Source organism: Bacillus sp. EB106-02-03-XG38, assembly GCF_058792175.1.
Genome location: NZ_JBYTED010000006.1, coordinates 86,272 through 104,428, shown reverse-complemented (window position 1 = coordinate 104,428; position 18,157 = coordinate 86,272). Strand labels below are relative to the sequence as shown.

At 36.4% G+C, this 18,157-nt stretch carries 19 protein-coding genes and 1 other annotated feature; all 19 genes read right to left on the bottom strand.

The genetic code is table 11. The features are described 5' to 3' along the window. Complete coding sequence (gene uraA, locus AC3WTI_RS23350) at positions 1 to 1,284, bottom strand: uracil permease (protein WP_142286745.1); 1,284 nt, start codon at positions 1,282 to 1,284, stop codon at positions 1 to 3. A gap of 146 nt (positions 1,285 to 1,430) precedes the next feature. Further along, positions 1,431 to 1,973, bottom strand: a complete 543-nt coding sequence (gene pyrR, locus AC3WTI_RS23345) for a bifunctional pyrimidine operon transcriptional regulator/uracil phosphoribosyltransferase (protein ID WP_087958573.1) — start codon at positions 1,971 to 1,973, stop codon at positions 1,431 to 1,433. Between the two features lie 202 nt (positions 1,974 to 2,175). Further along, positions 2,176 to 3,084: an RluA family pseudouridine synthase gene (locus AC3WTI_RS23340; protein WP_042514722.1), complete on the bottom strand. Its 909-nt coding sequence runs from the start codon at positions 3,082 to 3,084 to the stop codon at positions 2,176 to 2,178. Positions 3,085 to 3,088: 4 nt separating this feature from the next. Further along, a complete protein-coding gene (gene lspA / locus AC3WTI_RS23335; protein WP_001980603.1) occupies positions 3,089 to 3,547 on the bottom strand; it encodes a lipoprotein signal peptidase LspA in 459 nt (152 codons plus the stop codon). Between the two features lie 124 nt (positions 3,548 to 3,671). Next, a complete protein-coding gene (locus tag AC3WTI_RS23330; protein ID WP_097840543.1) occupies positions 3,672 to 4,001 on the bottom strand; it encodes a TraR/DksA C4-type zinc finger protein in 330 nt (109 codons plus the stop codon). 156 nt (positions 4,002 to 4,157) lie between these two features. After that, the gene (gene ileS2 / locus AC3WTI_RS23325) at positions 4,158 to 6,923 is read right to left on the bottom strand and encodes an isoleucine--tRNA ligase (protein ID WP_087958572.1); all 2,766 of its coding nucleotides are present in this window, start codon (positions 6,921 to 6,923) and stop codon (positions 4,158 to 4,160) included. A gap of 71 nt (positions 6,924 to 6,994) precedes the next feature. Continuing rightward, positions 6,995 to 7,219 (bottom strand) — a binding site (T-box leader). A 51-nt stretch (positions 7,220 to 7,270) separates the two neighbouring features. Beyond that, positions 7,271 to 7,777: a septum site-determining protein DivIVA gene (gene divIVA / locus AC3WTI_RS23320; protein ID WP_001131611.1), complete on the bottom strand. Its 507-nt coding sequence runs from the start codon at positions 7,775 to 7,777 to the stop codon at positions 7,271 to 7,273. A gap of 89 nt (positions 7,778 to 7,866) precedes the next feature. Next, positions 7,867 to 8,634 carry a YlmH family RNA-binding protein gene (locus AC3WTI_RS23315; protein ID WP_087958571.1) on the bottom strand — a complete coding sequence of 256 codons (768 nt, stop codon included), beginning with the start codon at positions 8,632 to 8,634 and terminating at the stop codon, positions 7,867 to 7,869. 15 nt (positions 8,635 to 8,649) lie between these two features. Next, on the bottom strand, positions 8,650 to 8,913 hold the full coding sequence (locus AC3WTI_RS23310; RefSeq protein WP_000259081.1) for a YggT family protein: 264 nt from the start codon (positions 8,911 to 8,913) through the stop codon (positions 8,650 to 8,652). A gap of 6 nt (positions 8,914 to 8,919) precedes the next feature. Continuing rightward, complete coding sequence (locus AC3WTI_RS23305) at positions 8,920 to 9,390, bottom strand: cell division protein SepF (protein ID WP_000119136.1); 471 nt, start codon at positions 9,388 to 9,390, stop codon at positions 8,920 to 8,922. A gap of 19 nt (positions 9,391 to 9,409) precedes the next feature. After that, positions 9,410 to 10,084: a YggS family pyridoxal phosphate-dependent enzyme gene (locus AC3WTI_RS23300; protein ID WP_087958570.1), complete on the bottom strand. Its 675-nt coding sequence runs from the start codon at positions 10,082 to 10,084 to the stop codon at positions 9,410 to 9,412. Next, on the bottom strand, positions 10,081 to 10,899 hold the full coding sequence (pgeF, locus tag AC3WTI_RS23295) for a peptidoglycan editing factor PgeF (RefSeq protein WP_097840544.1): 819 nt from the start codon (positions 10,897 to 10,899) through the stop codon (positions 10,081 to 10,083). Before pgeF ends, AC3WTI_RS23300 begins: the two co-directional genes overlap by 4 nt. 121 nt (positions 10,900 to 11,020) lie before the next feature. Beyond that, the gene (locus AC3WTI_RS23290) at positions 11,021 to 11,305 is read right to left on the bottom strand and encodes a YlmC/YmxH family sporulation protein (protein ID WP_087958568.1); all 285 of its coding nucleotides are present in this window, start codon (positions 11,303 to 11,305) and stop codon (positions 11,021 to 11,023) included. 166 nt (positions 11,306 to 11,471) lie between these two features. Further along, positions 11,472 to 12,251, bottom strand: coding sequence for an RNA polymerase sporulation sigma factor SigG (gene sigG, locus AC3WTI_RS23285; RefSeq protein ID WP_000197753.1), 780 nt, complete (start codon positions 12,249 to 12,251; stop codon positions 11,472 to 11,474). A gap of 157 nt (positions 12,252 to 12,408) precedes the next feature. After that, the gene (gene sigE, locus AC3WTI_RS23280) at positions 12,409 to 13,128 is read right to left on the bottom strand and encodes an RNA polymerase sporulation sigma factor SigE (RefSeq protein WP_000976948.1); all 720 of its coding nucleotides are present in this window, start codon (positions 13,126 to 13,128) and stop codon (positions 12,409 to 12,411) included. Positions 13,129 to 13,147: 19 nt separating this feature from the next. Continuing rightward, positions 13,148 to 14,065 carry a sigma-E processing peptidase SpoIIGA gene (spoIIGA, locus tag AC3WTI_RS23275; RefSeq protein ID WP_048530602.1) on the bottom strand — a complete coding sequence of 306 codons (918 nt, stop codon included), beginning with the start codon at positions 14,063 to 14,065 and terminating at the stop codon, positions 13,148 to 13,150. Between the two features lie 413 nt (positions 14,066 to 14,478). Next, entirely contained in the window at positions 14,479 to 15,633 is a 1,155-nt protein-coding gene (gene ftsZ / locus AC3WTI_RS23270) for a cell division protein FtsZ (protein WP_000888987.1), read from the bottom strand. Between the two features lie 39 nt (positions 15,634 to 15,672). Further along, positions 15,673 to 16,980, bottom strand: coding sequence for a cell division protein FtsA (gene ftsA / locus AC3WTI_RS23265; protein ID WP_087958567.1), 1,308 nt, complete (start codon positions 16,978 to 16,980; stop codon positions 15,673 to 15,675). Positions 16,981 to 17,380: 400 nt separating this feature from the next. Next, the gene (gene divIB, locus AC3WTI_RS23260) at positions 17,381 to 18,151 is read right to left on the bottom strand and encodes a cell division protein DivIB (RefSeq protein WP_000798231.1); all 771 of its coding nucleotides are present in this window, start codon (positions 18,149 to 18,151) and stop codon (positions 17,381 to 17,383) included. Positions 18,152 to 18,157: the final 6 nt, after the last annotated feature.

Here is an 18,157-nt window from a genome sequence, read left to right as displayed (position 1 = left end):
TTATGATGCAATCTGTTTAGTTTGCTTTATTTGTTTCGTTTCTGGTAGTAGTAGATTTAATAGTACACCTACAATTGCTGCTAGTGCCATTCCTTCTACTTGGAACGATTCTCCTACGTGAAGTACCGCTCCACCAATACCGATTACTAGTATTACTGATGCAATCATTAAGTTTCGTTTGTCACTTAGGTCTGTTTTATCATCTACCATCATTCGTAATCCGCTTGATGCGATTACACCGAATAGTAGGATTGATACACCACCCATAACCGGTGTTGGGATCGAATGAATCAGTGCAGAAATCTTACCGATAAACCCGAACATGATTGCGAACACTGCTGAACCGATGAATAAGTATACACTGTATGCTCTCGTAATTGCTAGCACACCGATGTTTTCACCATACGTTGTATTCGGCGGTCCACCGATTAGTGACGCGATTAATGTCGCTACTCCATCACCGAAGATTGAACGGTGTAAACCTGGTTTTTCAATTAAATCTCTTTTAATAACATTTCCAAGTACAATTTGATGTCCGATATGCTCTGAAATTGTTACTAGTGCAACTGGTACCATCAGGAGTACAATCTTCCACGAAAACTCCGGCGTATATGTTACAAATGGTACTGTGAAATCTGGTATAACAAACCATTTTGCCTCAGCTACCGGCTTTAAGTCTACTAGCCCTTGGAAGTAAGCAAAGATATATCCGCCGATAATCCCTAGTAACACTGGTATGATACTGAAAAACCCTCTTCCGAATATAGAGCAGATAATTGTAATTGCTAACGTTACTAACGCTACTGAAAAGTGAGTAAAGCTATATTTGCCATCCGCACCGTTCATCGCCATGTTAACTGCTGTATGTGCTAAAGCTAGACCGATTACCATTACTACTGGACCAACTACGATTGGCGGAAGTAATTTCATAATCCACTCTGATCCTGACTTCTTAATTCCGAGTGAGATTAAGATGTACACAAGTCCTGCTAGCAAACCACCGAGCATTGCTGCTCCAGGTCCACCTGCTGTTTTCGCTGTTATTATCGGTGCGATAAAGGCGAATGATGACCCTAGATAGGCAGGTACTTGACCTTTCGTTATAAGAAGAAACGCTAGCGTTCCTAATCCACTTGATATTAATGCTACTGACGGATTCAATCCTGTTAAAAACGGAACAAGCACTGTTGATCCAAACATCGCGAACAAATGTTGTATACTTAAAAATAACCATTTTCCCGGTTTCGGTACTTCATTAACGTCTAACACTGGCTTTTGTTCCATTGTTACATCCTCCTTCAGCTTACTTCTTTGCAATAAAAAAACTCTTTGTGCCTGTGCACAAAGAGTCCTACACTTTCGTATGCCAAATTTGACATATGAAAGCCAAGACCCTTTGGCAGCCTCACAGGACTACATTTAAAAGGGCTTTACTTATCGTATATGCTTACTCGATCTTGTTGATCTGTCTCTTGCAAATCAACTTCGATACGCTCTTCACTTGATGTTGGAATGTTCTTTCCTACATAATCAGCGCGAATTGGTAGTTCACGATGACCTCTATCAACAAGAACCGCTAGTTGGATTTGTGATGGTCTACCTAAATCCATAAGAGCATCCATTGCTGCTCGAACTGTTCTTCCTGTATATAATACATCATCTACAAGGATAACTTTTTTCTTCGTAATATCTACAGGGATATCAGAACCTTTTACAAGTGGTTCTTCATTTTTCGATTGTAGTGTTAGATCATCACGATATAACGTAATATCTAGCTCTCCAACTTTCATTTCTTTTCCTTCAATTTGACCAATTCGTTCTGCCAAACGTTGTGCAATAAAAATTCCACGAGTTTTAATTCCGACAAGAACACAATTATCGACACCTTTATTTCGTTCCACGATTTCATGACTAATTCGTGTTAAAGCGCGACGAATCATTTGGTCATCTAAAACAACTGCTTTCTCTTGCATGCTCTACACCTCCAAGCTTTTTTCTTGCGTGAGAGTAATGGTATAAAAAAAGTCCTCTCAGCGTGTGCGAGAGGACTTTTGAAAAAGGGTACAGCATACCCTATGTATTTCAAACCGTTACCTTCTCAACCTCACGGGGCTGTGTTAAAGGATCATTATTTAACTGTTGTCAGTATCTCAGTTTTTTTATGATTTGTCAATACTACTTTCGTAAAATATTTAATGCATCTTCAAACACTTCTGGAATCGGCGCCTCAAACTGAATATACTCACCCGTGCGAGGATGGTCGAATCCTAAAATACCTGCATGAAGTGCTTGTCCATTCATGTCTAATGTTTTCTTTGGTCCATACTTTGGATCTCCTGCAAGTGGATAGCCAATATATTTCATATGAACACGAATTTGGTGTGTACGTCCTGTTTCTAAGCGACATTCTACAAGTGTGAAATCTTTGAATCGCTCTAACACTTGGAAATGCGTAACAGCATGCTTCCCATTCTCATCAACCGTCATACTTTGACGCTCTTTTTTATCACGAGCAATCGGAGCATCAATTGTTCCCTTATCGTGCGGAATAACACCGTGTACAATCGCTTTGTAACGTCTTGTTACTGTTCTTGCTACAAGTTGATTTACAAGTGATTCGTGTGCCATATCATTTTTAGCGACCATTAATAGGCCTGATGTATCTTTATCAATACGATGCACGATACCTGGACGCATTACACCGTTAATGCCTGATAAGTCTGTACAGTGGTGCATAAGACCGTTCACAAGCGTACCACTTGTATGACCTGGTGCTGGATGTACAACCATACCACGCGGCTTATTAACAACGAGTACATCTGCATCTTCATAATAAATTTCTAAGTTCATATCTTCTGCTTGAATATCTAACTCTTCCGGATCAGGAATCGTTACTGTGATTTCATCATTTTCTTTCACTTTATAATTTACTTTTACTGATTTCCCATTAACTGTTACAACATCATCTTTAATCCATTGTTGTACTTGTGAACGTGACCATTCACCGTTTATTTCTGCAACGAATTTATCAATTCGCTCGCTTTTTTGTTCTTCTGCAACTGTTACTTGTACTACTTCACTCATTCAATTACTCCTTCGTTTTCTTGCCTTCTAATAATGTTTGAATAATAATTAATACAACACCAATACATAATGCTGAATCAGCTATATTGAATACTGGATAGTTGTACGAAAAAATATACACGTGAATGAAATCCACTACTTCTTGTCTAAATACACGATCAATAAAGTTACCAATTGCTCCGCCTAAAATTAGACCCAATGAAATTCCTAGAAGCTTATCTGTTTTTGCGTATTTTTTCATATACATTACGATAAATACTACAAAGACAACTGTAATAATGTAGAAAAACCACATTTTATTTTCTAAAATGCCCCAGGCAGCTCCTCTATTTCGATGTGATGTTATGTATAATACATTATCGATAATCGGAATGCTCGTACCCAATTCCATGTTCTTTACAATTAGCCATTTCGATATTTGATCGATGGCAATGACAAATAACGCTATTACATAATATATCATTTTCATTTCCCCCACAAAGACAGTGTACCTCAAAATTTTAGCATAGCTGCAACCTTTTCACAATGAACCTTTATAGAAGAATAAAATAAATTAAAAAAAGGTAATATAATATCGTTGTGCACATTCATACATTTACTTTTTCATAAAAAAATTCATGTATAGTACGGGCAGTTGGCATCGTTTTCATTTGTTTTACCGAAATTACTCTCCCTGTTTCTTCACAAATACCATACATATCTATTTCCATTTTGAATAATGCACGTTCTACATCTTTTAAATCCTCTTTTATATCATGTAATAACAGTTTTTTCTTTATCTCTTCCTTAATTTCATATCCAAGCTCTTCGCTAAACTCTGTATCATATTTGTGCATGACCTCTTTAGCTAGCCTCTCCTGTATCTCTTTTCGCATCAATTGCAATTCTTCTTTGATTTCCATATACATTTCATTCACGTGTACATTCCTCCCAGCTGCAATGTACGATTAGTGTGTCCGAAATTTCTATGCTTACCTCACACACATTTTTCCTTCATAGGAAAGAGAGTGAAAGTTATTTTAACATATCGTCAATAAAAAAACTGACTGCACGTAAGTGCAGTCAGTTTTTTATTATTTTACGTAGTTTTCTTTAACAACTGTTGCACAACGCTCACATAATGTTTCATGTTCAGCATCTTTACCAATTGTTTCTGAAACTACCCAACAACGTTCACATGTTTCACCAGTTGCTTGAGCAACAACAACCGCTGTATGCTCATACTTCGGTGCATCCGCTGGCGCTTCTTCCATCATGCCACCAAGTTTGTACTCAGAAACGATGAATAATTGCTTTAAGTCTTCATTAATAGACTCTAACATAGCTTTCATTTCTGCAGTTGGATATAGTGTAATGCTTGCATTTAATGACTTACCGATTACTTTTTCATTACGAGCTACTTCTAACGCTTTTAATACGTCATCACGTAATGTCATAAATGCATCCCATTTTGTTTTTAATGCTTCCGCATCATCTAATTGTACAACTTCTGGCATATCAGTTAATTGTACACTTTCTTCTGTTACACCTGGAATGTATGGCCATACTTCATCAGCTGTATGCGGTAAGATTGGTGTTACAAGTTTCGTCAATGCAACAAGAACATCATATAATACAGTTTGAATTGCACGACGATCTTCATGGTTTGCACCTTCAATGTATAAAATGTCTTTTGCAAAGTCTAAGTAGAATGAACTTAAATCAATTGTACAGAAGTTATGAATTGCATGATATACAGCAGCGAAGTCGTATGTCTCATATGCTTCTTTTACTTTTGTAATTAAGTCATTTAATTTCACTAACATGTAACGATCTACTTCACGAAGTTCAGCTACAGCTACTGTATTTTCACTTGGCTTAAAGTCGTCTAAGTTTCCTAATAAGAAACGGAATGTGTTACGGATTTTACGATATACTTCTGCTACTTGTTTTAAAATATCATCTGAAATACGCACGTCAGATTGATAGTCAACAGAAGATACCCATAAGCGTAAAATATCTCCGCCTAATTGATCCATAATTTTCTTCGGTACGACGATGTTTCCAATCGACTTACTCATTTTACGTCCTTCACCATCTAATACGAAACCATGGCTTAGTACGCCTTTATATGGAGCTTTACCTGTTACAGCAACTGCTGTTGATAATGAAGAGTTAAACCAACCACGATATTGGTCAGATCCTTCTAAATATAAATCAGCTGGACGTTGTAAATCATCGCGCTCTTCTAATACCGCTTGGTGAGAAGAACCTGAGTCGAACCATACATCCATGATATCTGTTTCTTTACGGAATTCACCATTTGGACTACCTGTATGTGTAAATCCTTCTGGTAATAGGTCTTTCGCTTCACGCTCAAACCATACGTTAGAACCGTGCTCACGGAATAAGTCTGCTACGTGGTTAATTGTTTCATCTGTAATAATTGGATCGCCATTCTCTGCATAGAATACAGGGATTGGCACACCCCATGCACGCTGACGAGAAATACACCAGTCACCACGGTCACGAACCATATTATGAAGGCGAGTCTCTCCCCATGCTGGTACCCATTTTGTTTCCGCAACAGCTTCTAATAATTCTTTACGGAACGCTTCAATAGATGCAAACCACTGTGCTGTCGCACGGAAAATAATTGGTTTTTTCGTTCTCCAATCATGTGGGTATGAATGCGTAATGAATGTTAGTTTCAGTAACGCGCCTACTTCTTCTAATTTTTCTGTAATTGGCTTGTTAGCTTTATCATAGAATAAGCCTTCAAATCCAGGTGCTTCATTTGTTAATACACCTTTATCATCAACTGGACAAAGTACTTCTAATCCATACTTTTTACCAACAACGAAGTCATCTTCCCCGTGTCCTGGTGCTGTATGAACACAACCTGTACCTGCATCTGTTGTTACGTGATCTCCTAGCATAACTAATGAATCACGATCGTAGAATGGATGTTTTGCAACTGTATACTCAAGTTCGCTACCTTTTACTGTTTTCACAACTTCAGTATTTTCCCACTCTAACGTTTTTGCAACTGTCTCAAATAGTTCAGAAGCAATAATATATTTTTCATCATTTACTTTTACAATAGCGTAATCAAGTTCTGGGTGAACAGAAATACCTAAGTTTGCAGGTAACGTCCAAGGTGTTGTTGTCCAGATAATGAATTTCTCATCACCTTCTAATACGTTCTTTCCGTCTTTTACAGGGAATGCTACGTAAATAGATGCTGATTTTTTATCTTGATATTCAATTTCAGCTTCTGCTAAAGCTGATTCACTCGTCGGAGACCAATAAACTGGTTTTTGTCCTTTATAGATATAACCTTTTTTCGCCATATCACCAAACACTTTAATTTGTTGTGCTTCATAAGCTGGCTCTAAAGTGATGTATGGGTTATCCCAATCTGCACGTACACCTAAACGCTTAAATTGTTCACGTTGACGTTCTACTTGTTCATATGCATACTCTGCACATAACTTACGGAACTCGGCAACTGTCATTTCTTTACGCTTTACACCTTTATTTGTTAAAGCTTGCTCAATTGGTAAACCGTGTGTATCCCAGCCTGGCACATATGGTGCACAGTAACCAGTCATTGATTTATAACGAACGATAAAGTCTTTTAACACTTTATTTAATGCATGTCCCATATGAATGTCACCATTCGCATATGGAGGTCCATCATGCAGTACAAATAAAGGACGACCTTTCGTATGTTCTTGTACCTTTTCATAAATATTCATTTCAGCCCACTGTTCTTGCATCGCAGGCTCACGTTTTGGTAAATTCCCACGCATTGGGAACTCTGTTTTTGGCATTAGTAATGTATTTTTGTACTCCATGCTCAATTCCTCCTTACATGTATAAAAGAAATACTTAAAAAACGGAATAAAAAAGAGACCTTCTCATCCCAAAAAGGGACGAGAAAGTCTCCCGCGGTACCACCCTAGTAGATCCTATACGTATGTATACAATCCTCTTTATATTCTTAACGCGAATATACGCCTACGCTTACTCTATTTGTTCAGCGCGGAACTCCAGGGTGATATTCCCATTATCTCCTTATCCTGAGCTTACACCATCCTCAGTTCGCTATATAAGGCATGAAAAAGGTACTTATCCCTATCTTCGTTTTTCTTAATAAATATGTTGTTTAAAATTATATGTAATAATGAGAAAAACGTCAAGCTTACACTGTTTCTTCTTTTTTCAACAGCTCGTCTACTTCGTCTTCTAACTCAATTAGTTTATCCCAATCATCGTTGTTTAACATTTCAAGCTGCGTTTCTAGTAACATACGGAAACGAGTGCGGAATACTTTCGCTTGTTTCTTTAGCTCTTCAATATCAAAAGCAACTTTTCTTGATTTTACTAACGCTTCGTTAATAATACGGTCTGCATTCTTTTCAGCTTCACGTACGATTAATTTTGCTTCTTTTTGCGCATTACGTTTTACTTCTTCCGCTGCTTCTTGTGCAACGACGATAGATTTGTTTAACGTATCTTCAATATTAGAGAAATGATCTAACTTTCCTTCTAATTGCGCAACTTTTTCTTCTAAAGCTTTTTTCTCACGAATGACTAATTCATAATCTTTGATAATTTGATCAAGAAACTCATTTACTTGATCTTCATCATAGCCACGGAATCCGCGACCAAATTCTTTGTTATGAATGTCTAATGGTGTTAACGGCACAACGCCACCTCCAAGTAGTTATCTAAATTTCCTCTTTCAATTATATCTTTTCTTCGACAAAATAGGAGGATTTCCTTCTAAAAAACCAATCATTTTAGTATACCATACAAAATTCTCCATTTGTCGCGCTTTGTTCTACCTTCTACAGAAAACAATTTACTTCGTCCATATCCTCTCACTGAAAAAACATCTCCTGGATAACATTCGTAAGAGGTTTGCTCCACTGTTTTCCAATTGACTTTTACTAAACCATTTTTTATGAAAGGTTGTACTTTTTGTCTGGATATATGTAACATTTCTGCTAATATAACATCTAAACGAAGCGAAGAAACCGTTCCAGATTTCTCTCCCCACGTTTCTTGCATCTGTAGAATTTTTTCTCCTTGCACTGGTGATAAGGAAACCTTCACTTTCCCTATCGATTGTAAGTTCATCTCAATATAAGATACAACTTCTTTCGCAACTACAATTTGGGCACGATCTTCTTGAAGCAAAATATCACCACATTTTTCTCTCGTTAAACCGAGAGACATAAATGTACCTAATATTTGCCTATGCTCTAGCGTATAAAACTTAGAAGGATAGTCAATTTCCAATACTTCTACTTGAAATTCCTCTTCATTCACTACTAGATAGTCCGGATAAATGAGTGCTCTTTTACGCTCTGCATGAGGCGTTGCACCATCAAACTGTACAGCAACATCCCCTTGTCCTATTACCATAGTGACAATTTGTTGTTGTCTTGGATCAAGGAAGTCTGTTAACTTCACTTGATGGTACTCCGCTACTCGCTTCCACTCTAACACTTTATCCACAAAGACCTCTTCATCGGGTCTGAAATGTTCGTAGATGCTCATGTATTTAACCTCTTACTATAAGAAATAGCGGAATATACTTACTAAACCATTCGTAGCAAGCTTTAACGCAAAAATCGCAACGAGTGGAGAGATATCAATCATACCAAGCGGCGGAATAAATCTGCGAAATGGTTCTAAATACGGTTCACAAATACGAGCAAGAATTTCTCCAAAAGTTGATTCCTTTGCACCAGGGAACCACGATAGAAGAATATAAATAATAAGTGCCCACGAGTAAATCTCGATAGCAGTAATTAAAACGTTTAAAACTGTTACCATGGCGTATTACCACCTCTTTATATTTGTGTCTTCTTCTTCACCGAACAACTCTGAAATTGCACCAACAATATCTACATTTTCAGGCGTACACATAAATGTTTTCGGTCCTATTTTTTGAATGTCCCCGCCTATAGCGTATACAGTACCACTTAAAAAGTCAACGATACGTACAGCTTGATCAGTAGACATTCGTTGTAAATTAATTACAACAGCTCGTCTACCTTTTAAATGGTCCGCAATTCCTTGCGCTTCCGAATATGTGCGTGGTTCTAATAAAACAACTTTTGAAGATTGCTTTGCCGTTTCAATGCTCACAACATTTTGTTTCGGTTGTGCTTTTGGAAACGTAACATCTTGTTGTTCTGGCGGATCTTGCTGCTTCTTCATGTCTGTTTGCTCCTTTTCATAACTATATTGAGCTGCTTCTTTTTCTTCTGGTGTATCAAAAAAGAAGTATTTTACTTTTGACCAACTCATAATAAGATTCTCCTTCCTTTTACGCTTTTCCTACTAAAATCGTCCCCAAACGAATATATGTAGCGCCTTCTTCAATTGCAATCGTGTAATCATTAGACATTCCCATTGATAATTCTTTACATGGCGCATGCAATAATTCCAGCTCCTGCACCTCTGTTTGTAGCATACGTAACTCCTTAAAACAGCGTCTAATTTCTCCCTCTTCTTCTGTAAACGGAGCCATTGTCATCAGTCCCACGACTTCAATCTTATCCAATTCTTGCAAACTTTGAATAAAAGGAATGGTTTCTTCTATTGCCAATCCTTGCTTTGATTCTTCAGATGATGTTTTCACTTGAATAAAACATTTCACTTTCTTATTCGCACGTTTTTGAATTTCTTTTGCAAGTGAAAGACGATCTAACGAATGTAAGTAATCAATTTCATTAATGATTTCTTTTACTTTTCTCGTTTGTAATGATCCAATAAAATGCCAATTCACTTTTGAACCGAAATGTTCGTACTTCTGTAAGAAACCTTCATTTCTATTTTCACCTAAATCGATAATTCCAGCTTCAATTACTTCGTTTGTTTTTTCAATTCCTACCGTTTTTGTAACCGCAACGAGTTTAATATCTTGCAACGAACGTCCCGCTCGTGAACAAGATTCTTTAATAACTTCGTTTACAGTTGTTAAATTTTTTTGTACTGTCACTTGCTTCCTTCCTCCTTAAAACCTATGAAACTCAACATTCTTCCTGTCTTACCTTGATCACGGCGATGAGAGAAAAATAGTTGCTCTTCACAGCTTGTACAAAGAGATGACATTACAATATTCTCTTCTTTTATACCTGCTTGTACACATAATATACGATTAATTTCTTTTAAATTAATTGCGTACTGCCCATCAGAAATTTTTTTATAAGGGACAGAACCGTTTACTACTTGCTCTGCTGCTGTTAACACTCGATCATCAACAACGTAACAACAAGATCCAATTGCTGGTCCGATTGCAACATGAATTTCGTCGCTTGAAATGCCTTCTGCATTCCATTTTTGAATCATTTCCTTTGCAATCTCTTTTACAGTCCCTTTCCATCCAGCATGCGCAAGTCCTATCATACCATGTGATGGCGCATAAAAATAGAGTGGAACACAATCCGCGTAACAAGATGTTAGAAGAACATCATTATTAGTCGTATAAATGCCATCTGTTTTTGAAATGCCGTCTTCATATGAATAGACGCCACTTCCTTTTTCTTGTTGTCCTACTTTTTCAACATGATGATCATGAACTTGTTCAGAGCAAATCCAGTTTTCTAATGGTTTTTGTAACTTATTTGCTAAAATGCGTCTGTTTTCATGAACGTTCTCCACGATATCATTCACATGTAATCCTAAATTCATCGCATGAAAGGAGCCCGTACTTATCCCACCATCTTTTGTCGTAAATCCAGCAGTAATGTTTCCAAGTTCTTTCCACGCTTGTAAATACAGTATACCGTCCACATATTTAAATGGTTCTCTCATAACAAAGCGACCCCTTTTTAATTAAAATAGCATAAAAAAGCATGGTACTTCCTGTCTATTTTACCATACTTTTATTTTTTCATAATCCTAACAGAAAAAAAAGAGGAATTTGTAATATTCTTTATGAAATTGTCGGTGTTTGTATTGATTCTGTTACAGAATTAACAGTATTTACTCTAACAAGTATGACATCTTCCCCAATTTTCACAATTTCTTTCCAAGGAATTACAATTTCTACATCTTTCCCAAAGATCCCTAACATGCGTGCCTGTTTGGAAATAATAATAGACCCGATCCTCCCTGTATCCATATCAATTTCAATATCTCCAATATTCCCAAGTCGTTTTCCATCTGAAACATTTATTATATCTTTCATCTGCAATTCCGAAATTCGTATCACTTTCATCCTCTCCCTTATATGTGACGAATTGAAAAAAGCTGTTTCTTAAATTAACAGGAAGTACCCTCTTATCAACCCCATATTATTTTCATTATATGAACACCCTTTCCCTACTATGAGCAAAAACAAACTATGTTACATATAAAAAGGTTTCACCATAAATGGTGAAACCTTATCCTTGAATCGTCTTATTCATTTGTTTAATAGCCGATTTCTCTAAACGTGACACTTGAGCTTGAGAAATCCCGATTTCTTCTGCAACTTCCATTTGTGTTTTTCCTTGGAAGAAACGTTTTCGAATAATCATTTTCTCACGATCATTTAAACGCTTCATTCCTTCTTTTAGTGCTAACTCTTCAACCCACTGCTCGTCCTTTTGTTTTTCATCACTTAACTGATCCATAACAAAGATAGGATCTCCCCCATCGTTATAAATCGGCTCAAATAATGAAACTGGATCTTGAATCGCATCTAACGCGAAAACAATTTCTTCATGAGTTACTTCTAGCACTTTTGCAATATCCATCGCTGTTGGTTCTTTTGAATTTTCTGCAATCAACTTTTCTCTTACCTGTAACGCTTTATACGCAATATCTCGTAATGAGCGAGATACGCGAATCGGATTATTATCACGCAAATATCTGCGTATTTCCCCAATAATCATCGGCACAGCATACGTTGAAAATTTTACATTTTGGCCTAAATCAAAGTTATCAATGGATTTCATAAGTCCGATACAACCAACTTGAAATAAATCGTCAACATATTCTCCTCTGTTATTAAATCTTTGGATGACGCTCAGTACAAGACGTAAGTTTCCATTCACTAATTTCTCTCTTGCGCTTATCTCTCCACTTTGCATTTCACGAAATAATTTACGCATTTCATCATTTTTTAGTACGGGAAGTTTAGCTGTATCAACACCGCAAATTTCTACTTTGTTTCTCGTCAAAGTGTTCCCTCCTATCGGGAGTTGCTGTACAGTGTAAAGTATTTCCTTTGAAGGGGATTTTATGCATGTGGTTTTTTCTTCATTTTTCATTTTAGTTGCCTTTCCTCATACAACTAAATAGAATAAGACCAGCCGTTATATAGGCTGATCTTATTCTTTACACCATTTTATTAAATTCTTTTCGTAATCTTTTTATGATTCTTTTTTCTAAACGCGAAATGTATGACTGTGAAATCCCAAGCATATCCGCCACATCTTTTTGCGTCTTTTCTTCTCCTCCAGCCAGCCCGAAGCGAAGTTCCATAATTTGTTTTTCACGATCATTTAATTGATGTAATGCTTTCATTAGAAGATGACGATCAACAGTAGCCTCTAAATCTTTTGTAATAATGTCATCGTCTGTACCTAATACATCTGATAACAAAAGTTCATTCCCGTCCCAATCGATATTAAGTGGTTCATCAAAAGAAACTTCTGAACGATTTTTATTATTCCGGCGCAAATGCATTAAAATTTCATTTTCTATACAACGCGAGGCATATGTTGCTAATTTTATTTTCTTTTCCGGATTAAATGTATTCACCGCTTTAATAAGGCCGATTGTTCCAATACTAATCAAATCTTCAATATTTATCCCTGTATTTTCAAACTTTCTTGCTATATATACGACTAGCCGTAAGTTGCGTTCAATCAGTAACGATCTTGCTGCCTGATCTCCTTTTGGTAATTTATTCAAAAGAACTTCCTCTTCTTCTTTCGTTAACGGTGGTGGCAACGCTTCACTTCCACCAATGTAATAAATTTCATCGGTCTTAATTCCTAATTTCAGCAATACTTTATACCAAAGGTATACTAAATAAAATTTTAATTTCATCATATTATCCCGCCTCCCATTATTAAGCAATTACCATTTTTTGAGAAATTAACATTTTCGGATGCACAATACATTGATACTCTCCATTGGTTGACAACTGTTGTGTATTTAACCCAATCAATACTTTGCTGACTACAATAGAACTACCTTCATGATCAATGTGTACACTGTCCGGCTTAACGGCCCATAAAAATTGACTCTCTACTCCTACTGCTCGGAAAGGAATTAAGCGTAATTTTGTCGCCCACCCAGAATCATTTTCTGGTATTTGAGGAATCTCTGTTTTGGAATAAACTTGTTCTGTTAACCAAGCTGGCAAGCAATGTTCTAATGATGAAATATGCATTATCATAACAGGTGTTTTTGTTAACGGATCGTAAAGTTGGTTCCCACTATCAATCAAACCTGTGAGTTCTAGTTCCTCTTCAGCTAATTGAATTTTCAATTTCACAATTTGATCATAGTGTATTTTTGTAACCTCTACGCTTTCAATACGCTTTTTAGAAAAATAATAGATTACTGGAAAACCAAAAACCACAAACAACCAGCTAATTGGATCACCGTAAGAAATAGATTGAGATTGAACCAATCCATTTACCATTTCATTCGTTTGCAAAAAGAAATGAGTGCCAATTAACCCTCCGCCAACCATAAAAGTTACAAAATAAAAAGTAAAAACAGTTTGTGCATAATTTCTAAACGTTGTAAATCCAAATGCTGTATACACAATAAGTAACGAGTACAGTAGTTTCATAATTGGATGTGTCATCATAGAAGCAAAAGGAGTAAAGGCAAAAATAACAATAGTTGACCCTATAAATGCCCCTAACACAAGCCTCCATCTTTTGATCTTCTTTTTTAACACGGTGGCTGTTAATAAAAGTAAAAGAAAATCAATGCAGGCGTTTAACAACCAAACAACGTCGGCGTAAACAACCAAACAATTCACCTCTTTTTTTAAGTTGAGACTAGTATAATGCATATCCAATAGGAAAGTGTGTCAATTTGCGGAGGTGTTTTTTTGTTATTTTGTGCTTTCTAGACATAATCTGTCGGTAAAAATTAAAAGTATATGTTTCATAGAATACTATGCTTTTTTACTTACATAAAAAAGTGAAATGTATAAAGTGAAACTTTAATCAGTGGGGGTTTTCTTCATCCCACACTGATTATTAGCCCTCACCAATCGGACTTTTATGGGCAGTTAATCCCCCACCTAAATTCTTTGCTTTCGCTGAATTTTGAGGTGGGGGTCTTACTGCTCATTAAAGTGGGATAAAATAAAAAAAGACCTGCTTAGCAGATCTTTCTCCTGTATAAAACAAAAAAAGGAGCCTGAAAGCTCCTTTTCTTTTATCGTCTACGACGGTTACGTAAAAATGCTGGAATATCAATATCGTCTGAATCTGAATGACGCTCATGTACAACCGGCTCTTCACGCTTCATTTCACGTTTTACTTCACGTTGTTTTGGAGGTTGAGCTACTGGCTGTTGCTGTTGTTGCGTGTGGTTCACATTCGGACGAATGATTGGTTTTGGTGGTTGAGTTGCAATGCTATCATCAAAACCAGTTGCAATTACAGTTACAACGATATCATCTTTTAACCCTTCGTTAATAACAGAACCGAAAATCATATTTACTTCTGGATCTGAAGCTGAAGCTACAATGTCTGCCGCTTCTTGTACTTCGTATAAGCTTAAGTTAGCTCCACCCGTAATGTTCATGATAACACCTTGAGCTCCATCAATAGATGTTTCTAATAATGGACTAGAAATCGCTTTTTTCGCAGCTTCAGCAGCACGATTTTCTCCATTACCAGAACCAATACCCATTAAAGCAGAACCTCTATTAGACATAATTGTTTTTACGTCTGCGAAGTCTAAGTTAATTAAACCTGGTGTTGCAATTAAATCAGAAATACCTTGTACACCTTGACGTAATACGTTATCTGCTTCACGGAATGCTTCTAACATCGGCGTGTTTTTATCAACAATCTCTAATAAGCGATCGTTTGGAATTACAATAAGCGTATCTACATTTTCTTTAAATGCAGCAATACCAGATGCCGCTTGTGTTGCACGCTTACGTCCTTCAAATGTAAATGGACGTGTTACAACACCAACTGTTAATGCACCTAATTCTTTTGCAACTTGAGCAACAACTGGAGCCGCACCAGTTCCAGTTCCGCCGCCCATACCAGCAGTTACGAATACCATATCAGCACCACGAAGTGCTTCTTGGATCTGTTCTTTGCTTTCTTCTGCAGCTTTTTTCCCTACTTCAGGGTTTGCACCTGCACCAAGTCCACGTGTTAATTTTCCACCAATTTGCATTTTTGTTTCAGCTTTTGATAGATTTAATGCTTGCGCATCAGTATTTACAGCGATAAAGTCTACACCTTGTACACCGTGTTCAATCATACGGTTTACAGCATTGTTTCCGCCACCGCCGACACCGATAACTTTTATATTCGCTAATTGATCTTGAGTAGTATCAAACTCTAACATGTCGAAATCCCCCTAGAACCTCATTTTTCGTGTCCAATTTTAATCCCATAAATAACGGAATACACGTTTTACTTTTGACATCATACGGTCATCATTTTGATTATTATTGTTTTGATTACGAGTTTTTTGTTTCGCAGGTTGCTGTTGTACCGGCGTTGGAGCTGGTGCTGGTACTGGTTCAAAATGCTCTTGCTTTTCCTGCACATTTTTTCCACGTAATTTAGCTTTTTGATAAGAATGTTTAATTAATCCCACTCCACTTGTATATTGTGGCTCACGCACACCAATATAATCAGGAGTTGCTATACGAACATTTTCATGTAAAATATCATATGCAAGATCAAGAACACCTGGCATAGAAGCAATTCCACCAGTTAGTACATAACCAGAAGCTACTTGCTTTAATCCTAACTTACGCACTTCATCTTGAACAAACATTAAAATTTCCTCTACACGAGCCTCTATTATATCCGATAATTCCAATTGAGAATATTGTTCTGTTTGATCACTTCCCATAATAGGAACCGTAAACATCTCTTCTTCAGATGCTGTATCATAAAAAGCATGTCCATATTTCAACTTAATTTGATCTGCATTTTCTGTTGAAGTTTTCAACCCAATTGCAATATCCTTCGTTATATGGTCTCCACCTAATGGTAATACACTCGTCGCTTGTAACTCTCCATCTTTAAAAATAGATAAAGTTGTAGATCCTCCCCCCATATCAACAAGGGCTACTCCTCTATTTTTTTCATCTGAAGATATAGCAACTGTAGCAGCTGCTAAAGGCTGAAGGCAAATATCAACTATTTCAAGACCTGCTTTTTCTACACAACGAAGTAGGTTATGTAGTAAAGTTCTCGAGCCTGTAATAAGTGTACCTTCCATTTCTAATCTTACACCGATCATCCCTCGTGGATCGTTAATCTCGTCAAGACCGTCTACAATGAACTGTCGAGGTACCACATCAATAAACTCACGTTCTGGAGCAATTGACACAACTTGTGCTGCATCTAGAACGCGTAAGACATCTTCATTCCCGATTTCACGATCTTCATTTGAAACAGCGACTACTCCGTGACAAGGAAGTAGCTGTACCTGGTTTGCATTGACACCTACTACAACTTGCTCAATGTGGATTCCCACCATGCGCTCAGCTTGTTCAATTGCTTTTTTAATTGATCGAACAGTCTCATCTATATCAACTATCGATCCTTTCTTCAAACCATTTGATTTTACATTTCCAACACCAATTATGTTTAAGCTGTCATTAACCATTTCACCAATGATGACTTTAACATTGGATGTACCGATGTCAAGACTAACATATATTTCATTGCTGTTCATTCTTTGGCACCTCCTTCTTTATTTATACCATACAACTCAATATATGGAACAACAATCGCAACTTTACTATTTATAAGAAAAATATTCAACGTCTTTATACGTTTCCCTTTTTTAACCCTATATTTTTCTTATTTTTATTTAACATTCATTTAAGAATATCGCAGTAAACTATGAATAACTGCTTATCTTGAAATAATTCTATTTCAATTGTAAAGATTACCGCCAAGTATAAGTCTACACTAAGATGTACTCATAGAAAAGTGAAACTTGTACCAATCCTAGTATGAATCTAAGAATTTTTACATATTTTTCATCAAATGAACCATTCTTATAAATTCCTATGCTCCAAGTAGAACGTTCGTTTCGTTTTTTCTACAATAACGTAGTGAAAACTATCGTTCTATTCTTTTTTTTCTTCCGCTCCTATTTCTTTCGTATATGCCCCTACTTCTAAGTCAATTAATACCTTTTTACCCGGCTCAATTGTTTTTAATATAAGTGGATAAGCTTCCATACGTTTTGCGAAATTTTGAATTGTAGTGCTCACTTCATACCCTTCATTCATATATAAAGTAAGGTGGTCCTCATTCGCATTTGTCGGCGAATAACGAATTTCAGAAATAGACCTTAAAATAGTTGGTGTTAATTTTTCAAGCTCAGCAATTAACTCCTTCATTTTCTCCTCTTTAAAAGGTTCAAAAATTGGCGCTGCAACAGGGAGTTTTCCGTTCGGAAGTACATCAAGTGTTTTCCCATTTTCTAATAACGGTTGTAATTTCCCATCTTTGTTTATATAACCAATCGTTAAATATTCTTCAATATGAACATCAATTTTATTTGGAAAACGTTTTTTTACATTTACTGCTTTAATTTCTTTTCGTTTCGTTAAGTTTTCTTCTGCTTTATGTGCTGTCACTCGGAAATAACTTGTATCATATGTCACACCTGATTCCTTCATTACTTGTTCATCTGTCATATAATGATTTCCAAACACACTTATCTTTTTTATATTGCTAAGCGGAGACCGAAAATAAATCAAAAAGAGCACTAATAAAAATAAAATTGATATGTATAAAATCAACCGATGATTAACATTTTTCTTGTTTTTTTTCTGTTGATTTTTTAACTTTGGTACACGATCCTGTAGTTTAATCACTTTACTATTTTTCATGTACGA